Origin of the sequence: Mixta mediterraneensis (assembly GCF_014946725.1) — a bacterium.
GTDB lineage: Bacteria > Pseudomonadota > Gammaproteobacteria > Enterobacterales > Enterobacteriaceae > Pantoea > Pantoea mediterraneensis.
Window position 1 is genome coordinate 52,746 of the sequence record NZ_JACFXY010000008.1, and the last position, 21,986, is coordinate 74,731.

Consider the following 21,986-nt stretch of genomic DNA (forward strand, 5'->3'; position numbering starts at 1 on the left):
TGCAGTCAGGCACTGCCTGGTTAATGTCATAATATCTTTGATATATCCGTGTCTTAGAGGGACAAACGATGGCTAAAGAGCAATTTCAACGTAACAAACTGCACGTAAACGTGGGCACCATCGGTCACGTTGACCACGGTAAAACTACCCTGACTGCAGCAATCACTACCGTTCTGTCTAAAACTTACGGTGGCCAGGCTCGTGCGTTCGATCAGATCGATAACGCGCCGGAAGAAAAAGCACGTGGTATCACCATCAACACTTCACACGTTGAATATGAAACCCCGCCCCGCCACTATGCGCACGTTGACTGCCCAGGCCACGCCGACTACGTGAAAAACATGATCACCGGTGCTGCGCAGATGGACGGCGCGATCTTGGTTGTTGCTGCGACTGACGGCCCAATGCCACAGACCCGTGAGCACATCCTGCTGGGTCGTCAGGTTGGCGTTCCTTACATCATCGTGTTCCTGAACAAGTGTGACATGGTTGATGACGAAGAGCTGCTGGAGCTGGTTGAGATGGAAGTGCGTGACCTGCTGTCTGCGTACGACTTCCCTGGCGACGACACCCCAATCGTTCGTGGTTCTGCGCTGAAAGCGCTGGAAGGCGAAGCAGAGTGGGAAGCGAAAGTCGTTGAGCTGGCAGAGCACCTGGACACCTACATTCCGGATCCGGTACGTGCAATCGACCTGCCGTTCCTGCTGCCACTCGACGACGGATTCTCCATCTCTGGTCGTGGTACCGTTGTGACCGGTCGTGTTGAGCGCGGCATCGTGAAAGTAGGTGATGAAGTTGAAATCGTGGGCATCAAAGCCACGGCGAAATCAACCTGTACCGGTGTTGAAATGTTCCGCAAACTGCTGGACCAGGGTCAGGCGGGCGAGAACTGTGGTGTTCTGCTGCGTGGTATCAAGCGTGAAGAGATCCAGCGTGGCCAGGTACTGGCTAAGCCGGGTTCAATCAAGCCTCACACCCAGTTCGAGTCAGAAGTTTACGTTCTGTCTAAAGACGAAGGCGGCCGTCATACTCCGTTCTTCAAAGGCTACCGTCCACAGTTCTACTTCCGTACAACGGACGTGACCGGCTCAGTAGAGCTGCCAGAAGGCGTTGAGATGGTAATGCCGGGCGACAACATCAAAATGGTTGTTACCCTGATCCACCCAATCGCAATGGACGAAGGTCTGCGTTTCGCAATCCGCGAAGGTGGCCGTACCGTTGGTGCGGGCGTTGTTGCTAAAGTTATCGCTTAACTATCGATAACATTTGACGCAATGCACAAGAAAAGGGCATCATTTGATGCCCTTTTTGCACGCTGCCTCATAGAACCTGGCTCATCAGTGATTTTCAATCATAATCATTGCTGAGACAGGCTCTGTTATGCGGCGTTGGATACCGAGTTACGCCCCAAAAGCTCATTCGGTTTGGATGCCTCGCGTTGCGGGGCAGAATAGTTTCTGAATTATTGTGGCAGGTTGGTTTATGAGTGCAAATACCGAAGCTCAAGGGAGCGGGCGCGGCCTGGAAGCGTTAAAGTGGCTGGTCGTAGCAGTATTATTGCTCGCAGCAATCGTAGGTAATTACTATTATCGCGATGTAACGTTGCCTCTGCGCGCACTGGCTGTAGTTGTTTTAATTGCTGTGGCTGGCGGCATTGCTCTTTTGACAATCAAAGGCAAAGCGACCGTGGCTTTTGCTCGTGAAGCAAGAACCGAAATGCGTAAGGTCATTTGGCCAACTCGCCAGGAAACGCTGCACACCACGTTAATCGTTGCCGCGGTTACCGCCGTGATGTCACTGATTTTGTGGGGGCTGGATGGTATTCTGGTCCGTCTGGTATCGTTTATCACTGGCCTGAGGTTCTGAGATGTCTGAAGCTCCAAAAAAACGCTGGTACGTCGTGCAGGCGTTTTCCGGCTTTGAAGGCCGCGTAGCGCAGTCGTTACGTGAGCACATCAAATTGCATAACATGGAAGAACTGTTTGGCGACGTCATGGTTCCAACCGAAGAAGTGGTTGAGATCCGTGGTGGTCAGCGTCGTAAAAGCGAGCGCAAGTTTTTCCCAGGTTATGTTCTCGTGCAGATGGTTATGAACGATGCCAGTTGGCACCTTGTACGCAGTGTCCCTCGCGTAATGGGTTTCATTGGCGGAACGTCTGACCGTCCAGCACCTATTAGTGACAAAGAAGTTGATGCGATAATGAACCGCCTACAGCAGGTTGGTGATAAACCGCGTCCGAAAACGCTGTTTGAGCCAGGTGAAATGGTCCGCGTTAGTGATGGTCCGTTTGCAGACTTTAACGGTGTTGTCGAAGAAGTTGATTACGAAAAGAGTCGCCTGAAAGTGTCCGTCTCGATTTTTGGACGTGCTACCCCGGTTGAACTCGACTTCGGTCAGGTAGAAAAAGGCTAATCTTTTTCTGCTCAAAATTTAGCTATTGCAGTAGGCGCGAAATTTCACTACAATTTCGCGCCTTTTGTTTTTATGCGCTAGTCAATAGCGTGTGAATTGTTATCACGGGAAGCCTGTCGATCCAGGCGCTAAAACCCATTTGAGGAAATGTCATGGCTAAGAAAGTACAAGCCTACGTTAAGCTGCAAGTCGCAGCTGGTATGGCGAACCCAAGTCCACCGGTTGGTCCAGCTCTGGGTCAGCAGGGTGTTAACATCATGGAATTTTGTAAAGCGTTCAACGCTAAAACAGAATCTTTGGAAAAAGGTCTGCCGATTCCTGTTGTTATCACTGTCTACAGTGACCGCTCTTTCACTTTCGTTACTAAAACGCCTCCAGCGGCCGTTCTGCTGAAAAAAGCAGCAGGCATCAAGTCTGGTTCTGGCAAGCCGAATAAAGAAAAAGTCGGTAAAGTAACCCGTACTCAGGTACGTGAAATCGCAGAAACTAAAGCTGCGGACATGACTGGTGCAGACGTTGAAGCGATGACTCGCTCCATCGAAGGTACTGCTCGTTCCATGGGCCTGGTAGTAGAGGATTAAGAAATGGCTAAGCTGACCAAGCGCATGAGCGTAATCCGCGACAAAGTGGACGCGACTAAACAGTATGACATCTCTGAAGCCGTTGCTCTGCTGAAAGAACTGGCTACGGCTAAATTCGTAGAAAGCGTTGACGTTGCAGTTAACCTGGGCATCGACGCGCGTAAATCAGATCAGAACGTACGTGGCGCGACTGTGCTGCCGCATGGTACTGGCCGTTCAGTACGCGTAGCCGTCTTTAGCCAGGGCGCAAACGCTGAAGCTGCTAAAGCAGCTGGCGCTGAGCTGGTAGGTATGGAAGATCTGGCTGAGCAGATCAAAAAAGGCGAAATGAATTTTGACGTTGTAATTGCTTCTCCGGATGCAATGCGCGTTGTAGGCCAGTTGGGCCAGATTCTGGGCCCACGTGGCCTGATGCCAAACCCGAAAGTTGGTACCGTAACACCTAACGTTGCAGAAGCGGTTAAGAACGCTAAAGCGGGTCAGGTTCGTTATCGTAACGATAAAAACGGCATCATCCACACCACCATTGGTAAAGTGGACTTTGACGCTGACAAATTGAAAGAAAACCTGGAATCTCTGCTGGTTGCGCTGAAAAAAGCAAAACCATCTCAGGCGAAAGGCGTGTATATCAAGAAAGTTAGCCTCTCCACTACCATGGGCGCTGGCGTTGCCATCGACCAGGCGGGTTTAAGCGCAACAGCAAACTAATTGATGCTTGAAACGGGTGAAAAATTCGCCTAGAATCTTACGCCCGTTATGCTTTTAAGCATGCCAAAGTATTTAGGTTGGAGCCAGGCCTTATCCTGGCCTCCGTCCAAGACCGCAGGAGCCGCACATTTTCCAGTGTAAGGCTTAATCCCCTGCGTAGACGGTGACAGAACCAAAAGAAATTTTTCTTAGCTGGATTCTGCTCACCGTGTAATAGCGCTTATTTTCCTTTGGGTAAGTAAGTGAAGTGAGTTCCGGAGAAATCCTTCTCCGGTCAAATCCAGGAGCAAAAGCTAATGGCATTAAATCTTCAAGACAAACAAGCGATTGTTGCTGAAGTCAGCGAAGTAGCCAAAGGTGCGCTTTCAGCGGTTGTTGCGGATTCCCGTGGCGTTACCGTTGATAAAATGACCGAACTGCGTAAAGCAGGTCGTGAAGCTGGCGTTTACATGCGTGTTGTTCGTAACACCCTGCTGCGCCGCGTCGTTGAAGGTACTCAGTTTGAGTGCCTGAAAGACACGTTTGTTGGTCCGACCCTGATTGCATATTCTATGGAACACCCGGGCGCTGCTGCTCGTTTGTTCAAAGATTTCGCGAAAGCGAATGCAAAATTTGAGGTCAAAGCTGCGGCCTTTGAAGGTGAGCTGATCACGGCGGCCAATATTGACCGTCTGGCAACGCTGCCGACTTACGAAGAAACACTGGCACGTCTGATGTCGACCATGAAAGAAGCCGCTGCAGGCAAACTGGTCCGCACTCTGGCTGCTGTTCGCGATGCGAAAGAAGCGGCTTAAGGCCATATTCTTTTTCTTCGTACTTGCTAACGTATAAACTTTTTCTGATTCTTAGGAACAATTGTCATGTCTATCACTAAAGACCAAATTCTGGAAGCCGTTGCTGCTATGTCCGTAATGGAAGTAGTTGAGCTGGTTTCTGCTATGGAAGAAAAATTCGGCGTTTCTGCTGCTGCTGCTGTAGCTGTTGCTGCTGGCCCAGCTGAAGCTGTTGAAGAAAAAACTGAATTCGACGTTGTGCTGAAAGCTGTTGGCGCGAACAAAGTTGCTGTTATCAAAGCCGTTCGTACCGCAACGGGTCTGGGCCTGAAAGAAGCCAAAGATCTGGTTGAAGCAACTGGCGTAATCAAAGAAGGCATCAGCAAAGACGACGCAGCTGCGCTTGAAGCTGCTCTGAAAGAAGCTGGCGCTGAAGTTGAAGTTAAGTAAGACAACCTTCGGGTTGCGGTCTGAGTAATTTCAGACTGATGGCTGGTGGCTTTTTGGTCACCAGCCTTTTTGCGCTCCAGGGCCTCAATGGGGTTTCACACTGTTTGACCATTGTTGCTCTTCAATATCTTTCTCTATCGACGACTTAATATACCGCTTTCCTGTGCGGGTTCCCTGCCCACGCAAAAGCGATGAAATGATTTAAGCGTGATAGAAAGAGGTATTGCACAACCTGCTGCGCAGGCTGTGAAACAAACAAAATCGTGTTGCATGAACTGTCCTTTCAGGACGGACAGCGTGGGTCGACTTGTCAGCTAGCTGAGGAACCCTATGGTTTACTCCTATACCGAGAAAAAACGTATTCGTAAGGATTTTGGTAAACGTCCACAAGTTTTGGACATACCTTATCTCCTTTCTATCCAGCTTGATTCGTTCCAGAAGTTTATCGAACAAGATCCAGAAGGTCAGTACGGACTGGAAGCTGCATTCCGTTCCGTCTTCCCAATCGCGAGCTACAGCGGCAATTCTGAGTTGCAGTATGTAAGCTATCGCCTGGGTGAACCTGTCTTTGACGTAAAAGAGTGTCAGATTCGTGGCGTGACCTATTCGGCACCGCTGCGCGTGAAATTACGTCTGGTGATCTATGAGCGCGAAGCGCCAGAAGGCACCGTAAAAGACATTAAAGAACAAGAAGTGTACATGGGTGAAATTCCACTCATGACCGATAACGGTACCTTTGTTATCAACGGTACTGAGCGTGTTATCGTTTCTCAGCTGCACCGTAGTCCTGGCGTGTTCTTCGACAGCGACAAGGGTAAAACCCACTCATCGGGTAAAGTGCTGTATAACGCACGTATCATCCCTTACCGCGGTTCATGGCTCGACTTCGAGTTTGACCCGAAAGACAATCTTTTTGTTCGTATTGACCGTCGTCGTAAGCTGCCGGCCAGTATTATTCTGCGCGCGTTGCAATACACAACTGCACAAATTCTCGATATTTTCTTCGAGAAAGTGGTGTTTGAAATTCGTGACAACAAGCTGCAGATGGAACTGGTGCCTGAGCGCCTGCGCGGTGAAACCGCCACCTTCGATATTGAAGCAAACGGCACGGTTTACGTTGAGAAAGCGCGTCGCATTACTGCTCGCCACATCCGTCAGCTGGAAAAAGATGGCATTCAGCACATTGAAGTGCCGGTCGAGTACATCGCGGGTAAAGTCGTTTCTAAAGATTACATTGATGAGAGCACTGGCGAGCTGATTATTGCTGCCAATATGGAGCTGTCACTGGATCTGCTGGCTAAATTGAGTCAGGCCGGTCACAAACGTATTGAAACGCTGTTTACTAACGATCTGGATCACGGTCCTTATATCTCCGAGACGCTGCGTGTTGACCCAACCAATGATCGCCTCAGTGCGCTGGTTGAGATCTATCGTATGATGCGTCCTGGTGAACCGCCAACGCGTGAAGCCGCAGAGAACCTGTTTGAAAACCTGTTCTTCTCTGAAGATCGTTACGATCTCTCTGCCGTAGGCCGCATGAAATTTAACCGTTCATTGCTGCGTGATGAAATCGAAGGTTCAGGCATCCTGAGCAAAGAAGACATCATCGACGTGATGAAAAAGCTGATCGACATCCGTAACGGTAAAGGCGAAGTGGACGATATTGACCACCTCGGTAACCGTCGTATTCGTTCAGTGGGTGAAATGGCTGAAAACCAGTTCCGCGTTGGACTGGTGCGTGTTGAACGCGCCGTTAAAGAGCGTCTTTCTCTGGGCGATCTTGACACCTTGATGCCGCAGGACATGATCAACGCTAAGCCAATTTCGGCCGCGGTGAAAGAGTTCTTCGGTTCAAGTCAGCTGTCACAGTTTATGGATCAGAACAACCCGTTGTCAGAAATTACGCATAAGCGCCGTATTTCTGCCCTCGGCCCAGGCGGCTTGACGCGTGAGCGTGCCGGCTTTGAAGTGCGTGACGTACACCCAACGCACTACGGTCGTGTTTGCCCAATCGAAACGCCGGAAGGCCCGAACATCGGTCTGATCAACTCTTTATCTGTTTATGCGCAGACTAACGAGTATGGCTTCCTGGAAACGCCTTATCGTCGCGTTATCGACAGTGTGGTTTCTGATGAAATCCATTACCTCTCGGCTATCGAAGAGGGGAATTATGTTATCGCTCAGGCGAACGCCCAGCTTGATGATAACGGCGCGTTTGTTGATGATCTGGTAACCTGCCGTAGCAAAGGTGAATCGAGCTTGTTTAGTCGTGATCAGGTTGACTACATGGACGTTTCCACTCAGCAGGTGGTTTCTGTCGGTGCATCACTGATCCCATTCCTTGAGCACGATGATGCTAACCGCGCCTTGATGGGTGCGAACATGCAACGTCAGGCCGTTCCAACGTTGCGCGCTGACAAGCCGCTGGTGGGTACGGGTATGGAGCGCGCGGTTGCGGTTGACTCTGGTGTTACTGCGGTAGCGAAACGTGGTGGTACCGTTCAGTACGTTGATGCTTCTCGTATCGTTATCAAAGTTAACGAAGACGAAATGCATGCAGGCGAAGCCGGCATCGATATTTACAACCTGACCAAATATACCCGTTCTAACCAGAACACCTGCATCAATCAGATGCCTTGTGTGTCGCTGAACGAGCCGGTTGAACGCGGCGACGTGTTGGCAGATGGCCCGTCTACCGATCTCGGTGAACTGGCGCTGGGCCAGAACATGCGCGTAGCGTTCATGCCATGGAACGGTTACAACTTCGAAGACTCCATTTTGGTCTCCGAGCGTGTGGTTCAGGAAGATCGCTTCACCACCATCCATATCCAGGAGCTGGCGTGTGTGTCTCGTGACACCAAGCTGGGGCCGGAAGAGATCACTGCTGATATTCCTAATGTGGGTGAAGCTGCGCTTTCTAAACTGGATGAATCCGGTATCGTTTATATCGGTGCAGAAGTGACCGGTGGCGATATTCTGGTGGGTAAAGTGACACCAAAAGGTGAAACCCAGCTAACGCCAGAAGAAAAACTGTTGCGCGCTATTTTTGGTGAAAAAGCCTCTGACGTAAAAGATTCGTCACTGCGCGTACCGAATGGCGTTTCAGGCACCGTTATTGATGTTCAGGTCTTTACCCGCGATGGCGTGGAGAAAGACAAGCGTGCGCTGGAAATCGAAGAGATGCAGCTGAAGCAGGCCAAAAAAGACCTGTCTGAAGAACTGAAAATCCTCGAAGCGGGCCTGTTCAGCCGTATCCAGGCGGTGCTGATTTCGGGTGGCGTTGAAGCTGACAAGCTGGACAAACTGCCGCGTGAGCGTTGGTTGGAACTGGGTCTGACTGATGAAGCCAGACAAAACCAGTTGGAACAGCTGGCTGAGCAGTACGACGAGCTGAAGCACGAGTTTGAGAAAAAACTCGAAGGTAAGCGCCGTAAGATCACCCAGGGCGATGATTTGGCTCCAGGTGTGCTGAAAATCGTTAAGGTTTACCTGGCCGTTAAACGTCAGATCCAACCGGGTGACAAGATGGCTGGTCGTCACGGGAACAAAGGTGTTATCTCCAAGATCAACCCGATCGAAGATATGCCTTACGATGAGAACGGTACGCCGGTCGACATCGTACTGAACCCACTGGGCGTACCATCGCGTATGAACATCGGTCAGATCCTTGAAACCCACCTGGGTATGGCGGCAAAAGGCATCGGTGAGAAGATCAACGCCATGCTGAAGAAGCAGGAAGAAGTCGCGAAACTGCGCGAGTTCATCCAGCGTGCTTATGATCTGGGCACTGATGTGCGTCAGAAAGTTGACCTGAACACCTTTAGCGATGACGAAGTTCTACGCTTAGCTGAGAACCTGAAAAAAGGTATGCCAATTGCGACGCCAGTATTTGACGGCGCGAAAGAGAGCGAGATCAAAGAGCTATTACAGCTCGGCGGCTTGCCTTCATCCGGTCAGATTACCTTGTTTGATGGTCGTACCGGTGAGCAGTTCGAACGTCAGGTAACCGTAGGTTATATGTACATGCTGAAACTCAACCACCTGGTTGATGACAAGATGCATGCGCGTTCTACCGGTTCCTACAGCCTGGTTACTCAGCAGCCGCTGGGTGGTAAGGCACAGTTCGGTGGTCAGCGCTTCGGTGAGATGGAAGTGTGGGCGCTGGAAGCATATGGCGCTGCATATACTCTGCAGGAAATGCTCACCGTTAAGTCTGATGACGTGAACGGTCGTACTAAGATGTATAAAAACATCGTAGACGGCAATCATCAGATGGAACCGGGCATGCCAGAATCCTTCAACGTACTGTTGAAAGAGATTCGCTCGCTGGGTATCAACATCGAGCTGGAAGACGAGTAACCCTGCATTTAAGCCGCGGTTATCTATGCGCGGCTTGTAAGATGTCGGGTTTAAGCGCTCGCAATTGTACTGGTTATGGGGCGTTCAATTTCGGTTGAACGCCCCTGAGAGTCTCACTTCGACGGGAGCTAATCCGTGAAAGACTTACTTAAGTTTCTGAAAGCGCAAACTAAAACCGAAGAGTTTGATGCGATCAAAATTGCGCTGGCTTCGCCAGACATGATCCGTTCCTGGTCTTTCGGTGAAGTGAAAAAGCCGGAAACCATTAACTACCGTACCTTCAAACCAGAGCGCGACGGTCTGTTCTGTGCCCGTATTTTCGGGCCGGTAAAAGACTACGAATGCTTATGCGGCAAGTACAAGCGCCTGAAGCATCGCGGTGTGATCTGTGAGAAGTGTGGGGTTGAAGTCACCCAAACTAAAGTGCGTCGTGAGCGCATGGGCCATATTGAACTGGCTTCGCCGACTGCGCATATCTGGTTCCTGAAATCACTGCCGTCACGTATCGGTTTGCTGCTGGATATGCCTTTACGTGATATCGAGCGCGTATTGTACTTTGAATCTTACGTTGTTATCGAAGGTGGTATGACCAACCTCGAAAAGCGTCAGATTCTGACTGAAGAGCAATATCTGGATGCGCTGGAAGAATTTGGTGATGAGTTCGACGCTAAAATGGGCGCCGAAGCGATCCAGGCATTGCTGAAAAACATGGATTTGGAGCAAGAGTGCGAGCAGCTGCGTGAAGAGCTGAACGAAACTAACTCTGAAACCAAGCGTAAAAAGCTGACCAAGCGTATCAAATTGCTGGAAGCGTTCGTTCAATCAGGTAACAAGCCTGAATGGATGATTCTGACTGTGCTGCCTGTGTTGCCGCCAGATCTGCGTCCGCTGGTGCCGCTGGACGGTGGTCGTTTCGCAACGTCAGATCTGAACGATCTGTATCGTCGCGTGATCAACCGTAACAACCGTTTGAAGCGTCTGTTAGATCTGGCTGCACCAGACATCATCGTGCGCAACGAAAAGCGTATGCTGCAGGAAGCGGTCGATGCCTTGCTGGACAACGGCCGTCGCGGTCGGGCGATCACGGGTTCTAAAAAGCGTCCGCTGAAGTCGCTGGCTGACATGATCAAAGGTAAGCAGGGTCGTTTCCGTCAGAACCTGCTGGGTAAACGTGTCGACTACTCTGGTCGTTCGGTTATCACCGTGGGTCCATACCTGCGCCTGCATCAGTGCGGTCTGCCGAAGAAAATGGCACTGGAGCTGTTCAAACCATTCATTTACGGCAAGCTGGAACTGCGTGGTCTGGCCACCACCATCAAAGCCGCGAAGAAAATGGTTGAGCGTGAAGAAGCCGTAGTTTGGGATATCCTGGACGAAGTCATCCGCGAACACCCAGTGCTGCTGAACCGTGCACCAACACTGCACCGTCTGGGTATCCAGGCATTTGAACCGGTTCTGATCGAAGGTAAAGCTATCCAGCTGCACCCGCTGGTTTGTGCGGCCTATAACGCCGACTTCGATGGTGACCAGATGGCTGTTCACGTACCGCTGACGCTGGAAGCCCAGCTGGAAGCGCGTGCGCTGATGATGTCGACCAACAACATTCTGTCGCCAGCGAACGGTGAGCCAATCATCGTTCCTTCACAGGACGTTGTTTTGGGTCTGTACTATATGACCCGTGACAAAGTGAATGCCAAAGGTGAAGGCATGGTGCTGACCGGCCCGAAAGAAGCTGAGCGTGTTTACCGCGCTGGCCAGGCCGAGCTGCATGCGCGCGTTAAAGTGCGTATCACTGAATACAGCAAAAACGAGCAAGACGAATTCGTTGCAAAAACCAGCATTATCGACACCACTATTGGTCGTGCGATTCTGTGGATGATTGTGCCGCAAGGTCTGCCTTACTCCATCGTCAACCAGGCGCTGGGTAAAAAAGCTATTTCCAAAATGCTGAACACCTGTTACCGCATTTTGGGGCTGAAGCCGACCGTTATCTTTGCTGACCAGACCATGTACACCGGTTTCGCTTACGCGGCCCGTTCAGGTGCGTCTGTTGGTATTGACGACATGGTTATTCCGGCCAAGAAAGTGGAAATTATCTCTGAAGCTGAAGCCGAAGTGGCTGAAATTCAAGAGCAGTTCCAGTCTGGTCTGGTTACCGCAGGTGAACGTTATAACAAAGTCATCGATATCTGGGCTGCTGCGAACGAGCGTGTAGCGAAAGCGATGATGGAAAACCTCTCAACTGAAACCGTGATTAACCGTGACGGCGAAGAAGAGAAACAGGTTTCTTTTAACAGCATCTTTATGATGGCCGACTCTGGTGCGCGTGGTTCTGCTGCTCAGATTCGTCAGCTGGCGGGTATGCGTGGTTTGATGGCGAAGCCGGATGGCTCGATCATTGAAACACCCATCACGGCGAATTTCCGCGAAGGCCTGAACGTACTCCAGTACTTCATCTCAACGCACGGTGCGCGTAAAGGTCTTGCGGATACCGCACTGAAAACCGCTAACTCCGGTTATCTGACGCGTCGTCTGGTTGACGTTGCGCAGGATCTGGTGGTTACCGAAGACGATTGCGGTACGCACGAAGGCATCATGATGACGCCGGTCATTGAAGGCGGCGATGTTAAAGAGCCGCTGCGTGAGCGTGTTCTGGGTCGTGTGACTGCAGAAGATGTGTTGAAGCCGGGTACTGCTGACATTCTGGTGCCACGTAACACGCTGCTCGATGAGCATTGGTGTGACGTATTGGAACTGAATTCCGTCGACAGCGTGAAAGTACGTTCTGTCGTTGGTTGTGAAACCGACTTTGGCGTGTGTGCACATTGCTACGGTCGCGATCTGGCACGTGGTCACATCATCAATAAAGGTGAAGCGATCGGTGTTATTGCTGCGCAGTCCATCGGTGAGCCAGGTACACAGCTGACGATGCGTACCTTCCACATCGGTGGTGCGGCATCACGTGCGGCAGCTGAATCCAGCATTCAGGTGAAGAACAAAGGTACTATCAAGCTGACCAACGCGAAGTCGGTAACCAACTCCGCTGGCAAGCTGGTAATCACCTCGCGTAACGTCGAACTGAAAATGATCGACGAATTTGGCCGCACCAAAGAAAGCTATAAAGTGCCTTATGGTGCCACCATGGCGAAAGGTGACGGTGAGCAGGTTGCTGCAGGCGAAACAGTAGCGAACTGGGATCCGCATACTATGCCGGTTATCACTGAAGTGGGCGGTTTCATTCGCTTCACTGACATGATCGATGGCCAGACCATTACGCGTCAGACAGATGACTTAACGGGTCTGTCATCGCTGGTGGTACTGGACAGCGCCGAACGTACGTCGGGCGGTAAAGATCTGCGTCCTGCGCTGAAAATTGTTGATGCTAACGGCGATGATGTCCTGATCCCCGGCACTGACATGCCAGCTCAGTACTTCCTGCCGGGCAAAGCGATTGTTCAGCTGGAAGATGGCGTGAAAATCAGTTCCGGTGACACGCTGGCGCGTGTTCCACAGGAATCCGGCGGTACTAAGGATATTACCGGTGGTCTGCCACGCGTTGCTGACTTGTTTGAAGCGCGTCGTCCGAAAGAGCCAGCTATCCTGGCGGAGATTAGCGGTATCATCTCCTTCGGTAAAGAGACTAAAGGTAAGCGTCGCCTGGTGATCACACCGGTTGATGGTAGCGATCCATACGAAGAGATGATTCCGAAATGGCGTCAGCTGAACGTGTTCGAAGGTGAACGTGTTGAGCGTGGTGACGTAGTTTCCGATGGCCCAGAATCACCACATGACATTCTGCGCTTGCGTGGCGTTCATGCGGTGACGCGTTATATCACTAACGAAGTGCAGGACGTTTACCGTTTGCAGGGCGTTAAGATTAACGATAAGCACATCGAAGTTATCGTTCGTCAGATGCTGCGTAAAGCGACCATCATGAGCGCGGGTAGCACCGAGTTCCTGGAAGGTGAACAAGCAGAGTTTTCTCGCATCAAGATCGCTAACCGCGAACTGGAAGCGAACGGAAAAGTTGCTGCAACCTTTGCACGTGACCTGCTGGGTATCACCAAAGCATCACTGGCAACCGAGTCGTTTATCTCTGCCGCATCGTTCCAGGAGACAACACGTGTCCTGACCGAAGCAGCCGTTGCGGGCAAACGCGACGAATTGCGTGGCCTGAAAGAGAACGTCATTGTGGGTCGTCTGATCCCGGCCGGTACGGGTTACGCTTATCATCAGGATCGTATGCGTCGCCGTCAGGTAGGCGAAGTCCAGGCTGTACCGCAAGTGACTGCGGATGAAGCCTCAGCGAGCCTGGCTGAGCTGTTGAATGCTGGTCTCGGTGGTAATAACGACGAATAATCGTTAGTCATGTAATAAAAAACCCTGCCTGGCAGGGTTTTTTTATGTCTTTCATTTAGCCTATTTCACTTATCGCCATTGAGGCTGCTGTGAATAACGATACCAAAGCTTTTGCTGTCCAGTCTTCACCCGCTGCGTGAGCCACATATCCAGCCTGTTATCCATTTCCACTTTGCGATCGTCATCGTCTGTTAACTGTCTCGTGAACGACCGCTGGCCAACAACACCGGGCAAGCATTGCTCCTGTTGAGTGTGGCAGTGAAACAGATAATCCTGAGCAAGAATACTAGCCATGAACGGGGAGAGAAACAGGGCCAGAAAGAGGAGGGAACCGGCCCTGGACAGGCGAAGCTTGCCTGACGGGAGCAACGTTACTCAGAACAAACAAGCCGCGCCAGTGACGAGCTTCATCACTGTGCACGGCTTCCCAGCTTTAAATCCACAATTGCAGCAGTAAATACGCGAATGTGGAGGCGCGTTCCATTACCGCGTTAATTAACGGTTTCAGGTTCGGCCAACGCCAGCAAAGTACGTGTTGCTTCCTGCCAGTCAGCAGCTTCTGTAATCGCACTAACTACCGCGATGCTACCCACGCCAGTTGCCAGCACATCAGGGGCTCGCGCGATGCTGATGCCGCCAATCGCCACGGTGGAAATATCCTGCAAGCGCGCCAGATGACGTTTCAGTTCGGTTAAGCCCTGCGGCGCAGAAGGCATTTCTTTTGTTTGCGTAGGAAAGATATGCCCGAGCGCAATGTAAGAGGGACGCAAAGCCAGGGCACGATCCAGCTCAGTATCATCGTGCGTCGAAATGCCTAAGCGTAATCCTGCCTGATTAATCAGTTCAAGGTTCGCAACATCCAGATCTTCCTGCCCAAGATGCACGCCATAGGCGTGATGTTTGATCGCCAGTCGCCAGTAATCATTGATGAAAAGGCGTGCGCGATAGCGTTTACCCAGCGCAATAGCCTGAGCGATAGCCGGTTCCACCACCTCGTTAGGTTGATCTTTAATCCGTAGCTGAATGGTGCGCACGCCAGCCTGCAGCAGCCGCTCAATCCACTCTACGTTATCAACTACCGGATAAAGCCCTAAGCGCGGCGCGGTTGCGGGAAATGCATTCATATTTTCTCCTCCTGAATAGCGTCCGCAGAGTGGTAAAGTTCTCCTCCACGGCTGCGAAAAGTATCGGACATTTTTGCCATGCCAATTTCAATCGGCTGTGCGGCGGCTTCCTGACGTGCGGCGTAGTCGCGCACTTCCTGTGTAATTTTCATCGAACAGAATTTGGGGCCGCACATAGAGCAAAAATGTGCCACTTTGCCGGATTCTTGCGGCAGCGTTTCATCGTGATAAGCCCGTGCCGTATGGGGGTCCAGTGCCAGATTAAACTGATCTTCCCAGCGAAATTCAAAACGCGCTTTAGACATGGCGTTATCACGGATCTGCGCGCCGGGATGACCTTTCGCGAGATCGGCGGCATGGGCGGCAATCTTATAAGTGATTAAACCTTGCTTCACGTCTTCTTTATTTGGCAGACCAAGGTGCTCTTTTGGCGTGACGTAACACAGCATCGCACAGCCAAACCAGCCAATCATTGCTGCACCAATACCTGAAGTGAAATGATCGTATCCCGGTGCGATGTCAGTCGTGAGTGGACCGAGGGTGTAAAACGGCGCTTCATGGCAGTGCACCAGCTGCTCCGTCATGTTGCGACGAATCATCTGCATGGGTACATGCCCCGGACCTTCAATCATCACCTGAACATCATATTCCCAGGCGATCTTCGTCAGCTCACCTAACGTATGCAGTTCGGCAAATTGCGCTTCGTCGTTGGCATCCTGAATCGAGCCGGGCCGCAAGCCATCGCCCAGCGACAGCGAAACGTCATAGGCGGCACAGATTTCACAGATGTCACGGAAATGCTGATAAAGAAAACTCTCTTTGTGATGCGATAAACACCATTTAGCCATAATCGAGCCGCCACGCGAAACAATACCGGTCAGGCGTTTGGCAGTCATCGGCACGTAACGCAACAACACGCCGGCATGGATGGTGAAATAGTCAACGCCTTGCTCGGCTTGCTCCAGCAACGTGTCGCGGAAAATTTCCCAGTTAAGGTCCTCTGCCACGCCATTTACTTTTTCCAGCGCCTGATAAATGGGCACGGTACCAATCGGAACCGGGCTGTTACGCAGGATCCATTCACGGGTTTCATGGATATAACGCCCGGTGGAAAGATCCATTACCGTGTCGGCTCCCCAACGAGTCGACCAGACCAGCTTTTCCACTTCTTCTTCGATCGAAGACGTAACCGCTGAATTACCAATATTGGCGTTCACCTTCACCAGGAAGTTGCGGCCAATGATCATTGGTTCCGATTCAGGATGATTGATATTGGCGGGAATAATGGCGCGACCGTCGGCGACTTCCTGTCGGACAAACTCGGGGGTAATATTTTCTGGCAGGTGCGCATCAAAGCTGTGTCCTGCGTGCTGTTGCAGCAACACATCGCCACGAATACGCTCGCGACCCATATTTTCGCGCAGCGCAATATATTCCATCTCAGGTGTGATGATGCCCTGACGTGCATAATGCAGCTGCGTCACACAGCGGCCCGCTCTGGCACGACGTGGTTTGGGCAAATGCTCGAAACGCAGATGATCGAGACCGTCATCGGCCAGGCGCTGTTGGGTGTAGGTTGAGCTTGTTTGCCCGAGGTTTTCACTGTCATTGCGTTCGGTAATCCAGCCCGCACGCAGCTTTTCAAGGCCGCGGTGTACATCAATTTGCGCCTCGGGATCGCCGTAGGCACCCGCAGTGTCATACACGGGCACCGCTTCGTTGTCTTCATAACGAGGATTATCTTTGCTTCCGCCCGCCAGGGTTGGGCTGAGCTGTATTTCGCGCATTGGCACGCGAATGTCATTACGGCTGCCAGTGATCCAAATGCGTTTAGAGTTAGGGAATGCGTTGCCGCCCTGTAGTGAATCTATAAATTTCTGCGCCTGGGCACGTTGTTCGCGACGGTTGGTTTTCGACATAGACATAGCAATTTTCCAGTTAAAGGGGAACGTTGCTTGTCCGGAGTTCGGAAGGAGTAAGCGATACGGTGGACAACGTGTTGCCAGCGTACGGATAAAATTTACTCTTGTTCCCTAAGCAGGTTCTAACCTGGTCAGGTTCCGCGGATCCCGAATGAACGGTCTCAGCCCTAAGGCACTCCGACAAGAAATTAAAAACGGGTTTATCAGACTTTCGTCGTCAAAACCCATCCAGCATAGAAGGGCTGATAGATAATCACAAGATATTTACATGCGCTTAACGCTAAGCGGGGCGAGTGAGGTGATTATCGTTAGCTACCGGTGGGCGCGCCAGCTGGTGATCCCATGTGAGTTGAATCAATTTATCTTCCAGCGTGAAGCGTGCTTCCAGGACTTCCCCCACTTCAGACAGGGCTTGCTGGAAAGTCATGCAGTTATCATCGTCAATCGATTGCTGTAAGTGACCATCATAGATCTGCATCAGACGTTCAGTATTTGCCTCAAGCGGCGGATAGAACTGTGCTGCAGCAATCATTGGGTTGTCGCCATTCATTTCGCTCACCACGCGCTCGTAAATACTGAAATGCCCGGCAGAAAGATAGTCGACTAAGCCGTGGCAAAAATTATCCAGCGCCTGTTCATCCAGCGTCGTTAACGCCTCTTTGTTAGGTTTCATTCCTATTAAATGGTAATAAGCGACCAGGAGCTGACGACGGGCTTCAAGCCACGAATCGATGAGTTCGCTGCTGCCACCTACGCGCTCGGTCAGTACGTCTAACTGGTTAAGCATATCTAACTCCATGTGAGTTATAGTTGTTTGTCTACACACTTAACATCAGGACTTCAGCGTGTTGTTTAACGCTAAGGATGACGAAAAAAATGCAATGCGAGATCTAAAGCGTAGACGCTGGATGGTGGGTTGTCAGCCATGAGCAAAAACTTTGGCTACCGCAGGGCGATTTGCCGCATGGAACTGCAAAGAAGTTTGGCTTAGTCGGCAGTAAAGGTCAGGTCATTGGCGAGTGGCAAGGTGAAAAAGTCTGGCTCATCTGCGAATCGCGTGCCGAGAGTATGCTGTCGGTACGGCAATTAATTGATGAAGAGGTTGGGTTATTTCAACTTGCCGGACGGGGTGTTCAGCTGGCTGAATTTTATCGTTCCCATCGATGGTGCGGCTATTGCGGCCACGAAATGCACCGTAGCAAACTTGAGTTCGCCTGTTTGTGCAGCCATTGTCGTGAACGTTATTACCCACAAATTGCACCCTGTATCATTGTTGCCATACGGCGTGGTGAGGAAATTTTGTTGGCGAATCACGCGCGGCATCGCAATAACGTTTATACCGTGCTGGCGGGATTCGTTGAAGTGGGCGAAACCCTGGAACAAGCTGTCGCGCGTGAAGTGATGGAAGAGAGTAACGTGCGGGTAAAAAATGTACGCTATGTGGCTTCTCAACCCTGGCCTTTTCCGCAGTCGCTCATGGTGGCTTTTATGGCGGAATATGACAGTGGCGAACTGCAACATGATGGCAAGGAGCTGCTGGATGCCGCCTGGTTCCGCTATGACGCGCTGCCAGTATTACCGCCGCCTGGCACTGTGGCGCGCCGTCTGATAGAAGACACCGTAGCCATCTGCCGCGCCGGTGCATAAGGAAAGTGCTACACTACGCGCCTGAAATTGAGAGAGCCTTAAAATGAATGAACTGAAGAATGATCGTTACCTGCGCGCCCTGTTACGTCAGCCGGTTGATGTCACACCGGTCTGGATGATGCGACAAGCCGGGCGTTACTTACCGGAGTACAAAGCGACCCGCGCCGAAGCGGGTGATTTTATGTCGCTATGTAAAAACGCCGAGCTGGCTTGTGAGGTGACGCTGCAACCGCTACGCCGCTATGCGCTGGACGCAGCGATCCTTTTCAGCGATATTCTGACCATCCCCGATGCAATGGGTCTCGGCCTGTACTTTGAAGCCGGTGAGGGCCCGCGCTTCTCAAACCCTGTTACCTGCCGTGCCGATGTTGAACGCCTGCCGGTTCCTGACCCAGAACAGGAACTGGGTTATGTAATGAACGCGGTGCGTACTATTCGCAAGAATCTGCAAGGCGCAGTCCCGCTGATTGGCTTTTCAGGCAGCCCCTGGACACTGGCAACGTATATGGTTGAAGGCGGCAGCAGCAAAGCTTTCACTAAAATTAAAAAGATGATGTATGCCGATCCCACAACTCTGCATGCGCTGCTGGATAAACTGGCGGATAGCGTCATTTTGTATCTGAATGCGCAGATCCGCGCCGGGGCACAATCGGTGATGGTGTTCGATACATGGGGCGGTGTACTTACCGGTCGCGATTATCGCGAATTTTCACTTTATTACATGCATAAAATCGTCGACAGCGTGCTGCACGAAAACGAAGGTCGCCGCGTACCGATTACCCTGTTCACTAAAGGTGGGGGACAATGGCTGGAAGCGATGGCGGAAACTGGCTGTGATGCACTGGGTCTTGACTGGACGACGGATATAGGTGATGCCCGCCGCCGCGTAGGCGACAAAGTCGCTTTGCAGGGAAATATGGATCCTTCTATGCTGTATGCACCGCCTGCACGCATTGAACAGGAAGTTGCCGGAATTCTGGAAGGTTTTGGCAAAGGTGAGGGACACGTGTTTAACCTTGGTCACGGCATTCATCAGGACGTCCCACCTGAACACGCGGGTGCGTTTGTTGAAGCGGTGCATCGCTTGTCTCGACCCTGGCATCAGGAGTAAAAATGGATATCGCCGCACTACGTGCTGAGCAACTTCAACGTGCCGCTGATGTGGTGCGGGAGGATGATTTTGACGTGCTGCCGCCGCGTTTTATTGGCGGTGCGGACGTCGGCTTTGAGCAGGATGGCACGGTTACGCGTGCCGCTATGGTCATCCTGGAGTATCCCTCCTTAAAGCTGGTCGAACACCGTATCGCACGCATTGAAACCACCATGCCGTATATCCCAGGCTTTCTCTCCTTTCGTGAATATCCAGCCCTGCTGGCGGCCTGGCAGCTGCTTGAACAAAAGCCTGATCTGCTGTTTGTGGATGGCCACGGCATTTCACACCCCCGTCGCCTTGGTGTGGCATCCCATTTTGGTTTGCTGGTGGATGTACCCACTATCGGTGTAGCAAAACGTCGTTTGTGTGGCCGTTATGAGGATGTTGATGCACAGCCAGGCAGCCGTCAGCCTCTGATCGATAAAGGTGAGCAAATTGGCTGGGTATGGCGTAGCAAGCTGCGTTGCAATCCGCTGTTTATTGCCACAGGGCATCGCGTGAGTCTCGACAGCGCGCTGCATTGGGTAGAAAACTGTATGCGCGGCTATCGTTTGCCTGAGCCTACGCGGTGGGCAGATGCCGTTGCCTCAAACCGAACGGCTTTCCAGCGCTGGCAAAACGCGCTTTAACACTGTTTATGCGGCATTTTTGCGATACACTGCCGCCAGCTAAATGAATAAGAGCCACCTTCATGTTACAAAACCCCGTTCACCTGCGTCTGGCGAAGCTGGAAAGCTGGCAGCATTTGACTTTTATGGCCTGTCTTTGCGAACGCATGTTTCCCAATTATGGGGCTTTTTGCGCGCAGACGCAGTTTGCCGATCCGGCGCTTTATCGTCGTATTCTCGATTTAATTTGGGAAAACCTCACGGTCAAAGACGCGAAAATCAATTTCGACAGCCAACTTGAAAAGCTGGAAGCCGCTATTCCTGACGGTGATGCTTTTGAGGTCTATGGCATTTATCCCGCTATCGATGCCTGCGTGGCGTTAAGTGAAGTGCTGCATGCGCAGTTAAGCGGTGAAACGCTGGAGCATGCGATTAACGTCAGCAAGAGTTCGATCACCACTGTAGCGATGCTGGAAAGGACGCAGACAGGTCGTGAAATGACTGACGAAGAGCTACGTGAAAACCCCGCCGTCATTGATGAATGGGACCTGCAATGGGAGATTTTTCGCCTGCTCGCAGACTGCGAAGAGCGTGACCTTGAATTGATCAAAGGACTTCGAGCGGACCTGCGTGAAGCGGGAATCAGTAACATCGGTATAAAATTCCAGCAATAAGGCGAGAAAACGTGACTTCAGGCCCGAATTACCGCGCCTGGAGGCTTCACATCGGCCCCCTGTCTGGTCTACATTTGGGGGGCTGAAAATTGTGGCTATCGGTGCGTGCAGGCTGAAGAGTGCCAGAATATGGCTTTTCCCTCGCACTCGTTGCTTAGCAAGCGATAAATACACTTTAAGGATAACTTATGAACAAGACTCAACTGATTGATGTGATCGCGGAAAAAGCTGACCTGTCTAAAACACAAGCTAAGGCAGCGCTGGGATCTACTCTGGCTGCGATCACTGAGTCTCTGAAAGATGGTGATGCTGTACAACTGGTTGGTTTTGGTACTTTTAAAGTGAACCACCGCGCTGAGCGTACCGGTCGCAACCCGCAGACTGGCAAAGAAATCAAAATCGCTGCAGCAAACGTACCGGCATTCGTGTCTGGTAAAGCGCTGAAAGACGCCGTTAAGTAAGTCGTCGCACTGCGGTCAAGCTTTAAAACAGGGGGCGTTTTCGCCCCTTTTGTTTAAGAGGCCAACTACCATGTCTCCGCTGTACCAGCGTTTAACCGCCCTGATCCTCCCTCTCTTCTTTACTGGATGCAGTTCAACTGCCGATATTCCGGCTTTTTCTGCCAGTGGTTATCTTGCCGATCGCGGTGCCGTGCGCATCTGGCGCAAGAATAGTGTCCATCAATCGATTCACCTGCACACCATTTTCACGCCTTTTAATAGCGATATGGTTGAAACCACCGATTACATCTGGCTGGAAGATGCCTTGATCAGCGTACAGCGAAAAGTGAGGGGTAAACAGACGGATAATGTCACGCTGCGTTTTGATCAGAAAGGTCATTTGAATTTTATGCAGCGCCAGCTTGCAGGACGGCGTGAGGCTGTTAGCCCGAATGCCGTTGAGCTGTATAAGTTTGACGCACAACGTATGCGTAAAGTCAGTGATGCGCTGTTAAGTGGTCAGGTATTGCTCAAACAAGGACACTGGCAAGGTAGTCATACCGTTCAGACCTGTGAAGGACAGCAGGTTACGCCAGCCTTTGATGCAAACGCATTACAGACACTGGCGCAGCAGCAGCGCGGGGCAAAAATACCGTTAATGGTTTCATGGCTGGAAGCACCGGAAGGTGTTCAGCTTTTGCTGGTAAGTCAGCGTAATGACTGCGCAGAGCAGCCAAAAGAAGCAGATTTATAAGACAATAAAAAGGGACACGAA

The 21,986-nt window shown here is 51.4% G+C and carries 18 protein-coding genes, 1 pseudogene and 1 riboswitch; of the genes and pseudogenes, 15 read left to right on the top strand and 4 right to left on the bottom strand.

Translation table 11 applies throughout. The features are described 5' to 3' along the window. Nucleotides 1-68: 68 nt before the first annotated feature. The 9 genes from tuf (at nucleotide 69) to rpoC (ending at nucleotide 13,643) form a co-directional block, all read left to right on the top strand. Nucleotides 69-1,253: an elongation factor Tu gene (gene tuf / locus H2P46_RS14960; RefSeq protein ID WP_193405761.1), complete on the top strand. Its 1,185-nt coding sequence runs from the start codon at nucleotides 69-71 to the stop codon at nucleotides 1,251-1,253. Nucleotides 1,254-1,482: 229 nt separating this feature from the next. Beyond that, the gene (gene secE, locus H2P46_RS14965; RefSeq protein WP_193405762.1) at nucleotides 1,483-1,866 is read left to right on the top strand and encodes a preprotein translocase subunit SecE; all 384 of its coding nucleotides are present in this window, start codon (nucleotides 1,483-1,485) and stop codon (nucleotides 1,864-1,866) included. 1 nt (nucleotide 1,867) lies between these two features. After that, a complete protein-coding gene (nusG, locus tag H2P46_RS14970; protein WP_052902641.1) occupies nucleotides 1,868-2,413 on the top strand; it encodes a transcription termination/antitermination protein NusG in 546 nt (181 codons plus the stop codon). Nucleotides 2,414-2,565: 152 nt separating this feature from the next. Then, complete coding sequence (gene rplK / locus H2P46_RS14975; protein ID WP_193405763.1) at nucleotides 2,566-2,994, top strand: 50S ribosomal protein L11; 429 nt, start codon at nucleotides 2,566-2,568, stop codon at nucleotides 2,992-2,994. Between the two features lie 3 nt (nucleotides 2,995-2,997). Further along, nucleotides 2,998-3,702, top strand: a complete 705-nt coding sequence (gene rplA, locus H2P46_RS14980; protein ID WP_193405764.1) for a 50S ribosomal protein L1 — start codon at nucleotides 2,998-3,000, stop codon at nucleotides 3,700-3,702. Between the two features lie 296 nt (nucleotides 3,703-3,998). Beyond that, nucleotides 3,999-4,496, top strand: coding sequence for a 50S ribosomal protein L10 (gene rplJ, locus H2P46_RS14985; RefSeq protein WP_193405765.1), 498 nt, complete (start codon nucleotides 3,999-4,001; stop codon nucleotides 4,494-4,496). 66 nt (nucleotides 4,497-4,562) lie between these two features. Further along, the gene (gene rplL / locus H2P46_RS14990; RefSeq protein ID WP_009092660.1) at nucleotides 4,563-4,925 is read left to right on the top strand and encodes a 50S ribosomal protein L7/L12; all 363 of its coding nucleotides are present in this window, start codon (nucleotides 4,563-4,565) and stop codon (nucleotides 4,923-4,925) included. 330 nt (nucleotides 4,926-5,255) lie between these two features. Further along, nucleotides 5,256-9,284, top strand: coding sequence for a DNA-directed RNA polymerase subunit beta (rpoB, locus tag H2P46_RS14995; protein ID WP_193405766.1), 4,029 nt, complete (start codon nucleotides 5,256-5,258; stop codon nucleotides 9,282-9,284). 135 nt (nucleotides 9,285-9,419) lie between these two features. Then, nucleotides 9,420-13,643: a DNA-directed RNA polymerase subunit beta' gene (rpoC, locus tag H2P46_RS15000; RefSeq protein ID WP_193405767.1), complete on the top strand. Its 4,224-nt coding sequence runs from the start codon at nucleotides 9,420-9,422 to the stop codon at nucleotides 13,641-13,643. 69 nt (nucleotides 13,644-13,712) lie between these two features. On the opposite strand, the gene H2P46_RS15005 is transcribed toward rpoC, so the two are convergent. From H2P46_RS15005 to rsd, 4 genes are all read right to left on the bottom strand, one after another. Then, on the bottom strand, nucleotides 13,713-13,937 hold the full coding sequence (locus tag H2P46_RS15005) for a hypothetical protein (RefSeq protein WP_193405768.1): 225 nt from the start codon (nucleotides 13,935-13,937) through the stop codon (nucleotides 13,713-13,715). A gap of 197 nt (nucleotides 13,938-14,134) precedes the next feature. Then, nucleotides 14,135-14,767, bottom strand: coding sequence for a thiamine phosphate synthase (gene thiE / locus H2P46_RS15010; protein WP_193405769.1), 633 nt, complete (start codon nucleotides 14,765-14,767; stop codon nucleotides 14,135-14,137). Then, nucleotides 14,764-16,692, bottom strand: a complete 1,929-nt coding sequence (thiC, locus tag H2P46_RS15015) for a phosphomethylpyrimidine synthase ThiC (RefSeq protein ID WP_275092431.1) — start codon at nucleotides 16,690-16,692, stop codon at nucleotides 14,764-14,766. The genes thiE and thiC overlap by 4 nt, the downstream gene beginning before the upstream one ends. An 88-nt stretch (nucleotides 16,693-16,780) precedes the next feature. Further along, a riboswitch (TPP riboswitch) is annotated at nucleotides 16,781-16,879 on the bottom strand. Between the two features lie 90 nt (nucleotides 16,880-16,969). After that, entirely contained in the window at nucleotides 16,970-17,476 is a 507-nt protein-coding gene (gene rsd, locus H2P46_RS15020) for a sigma D regulator (protein ID WP_193405770.1), read from the bottom strand. Nucleotides 17,477-17,565: 89 nt separating this feature from the next. Here rsd and nudC point away from each other — a divergent pair. The 6 genes and pseudogenes from nudC (at nucleotide 17,566) to H2P46_RS15050 (ending at nucleotide 21,965) form a co-directional block, all read left to right on the top strand. Further along, nucleotides 17,566-18,336: pseudogene (gene nudC, locus H2P46_RS15025) on the top strand (NAD(+) diphosphatase). A gap of 43 nt (nucleotides 18,337-18,379) precedes the next feature. Next, nucleotides 18,380-19,447: a uroporphyrinogen decarboxylase gene (gene hemE, locus H2P46_RS15030; protein ID WP_193405771.1), complete on the top strand. Its 1,068-nt coding sequence runs from the start codon at nucleotides 18,380-18,382 to the stop codon at nucleotides 19,445-19,447. A 2-nt stretch (nucleotides 19,448-19,449) separates the two neighbouring features. Further along, nucleotides 19,450-20,118: a deoxyribonuclease V gene (gene nfi, locus H2P46_RS15035; protein WP_193405772.1), complete on the top strand. Its 669-nt coding sequence runs from the start codon at nucleotides 19,450-19,452 to the stop codon at nucleotides 20,116-20,118. 62 nt (nucleotides 20,119-20,180) lie between these two features. Further along, a complete protein-coding gene (locus tag H2P46_RS15040) occupies nucleotides 20,181-20,771 on the top strand; it encodes a YjaG family protein (RefSeq protein WP_193405773.1) in 591 nt (196 codons plus the stop codon). A 188-nt stretch (nucleotides 20,772-20,959) separates the two neighbouring features. Continuing rightward, nucleotides 20,960-21,232, top strand: coding sequence for a nucleoid-associated protein HU-alpha (gene hupA, locus H2P46_RS15045; RefSeq protein WP_193405774.1), 273 nt, complete (start codon nucleotides 20,960-20,962; stop codon nucleotides 21,230-21,232). A gap of 70 nt (nucleotides 21,233-21,302) precedes the next feature. Next, nucleotides 21,303-21,965, top strand: coding sequence for a DUF1481 domain-containing protein (locus tag H2P46_RS15050; protein ID WP_193405775.1), 663 nt, complete (start codon nucleotides 21,303-21,305; stop codon nucleotides 21,963-21,965). Nucleotides 21,966-21,986: the final 21 nt, after the last annotated feature.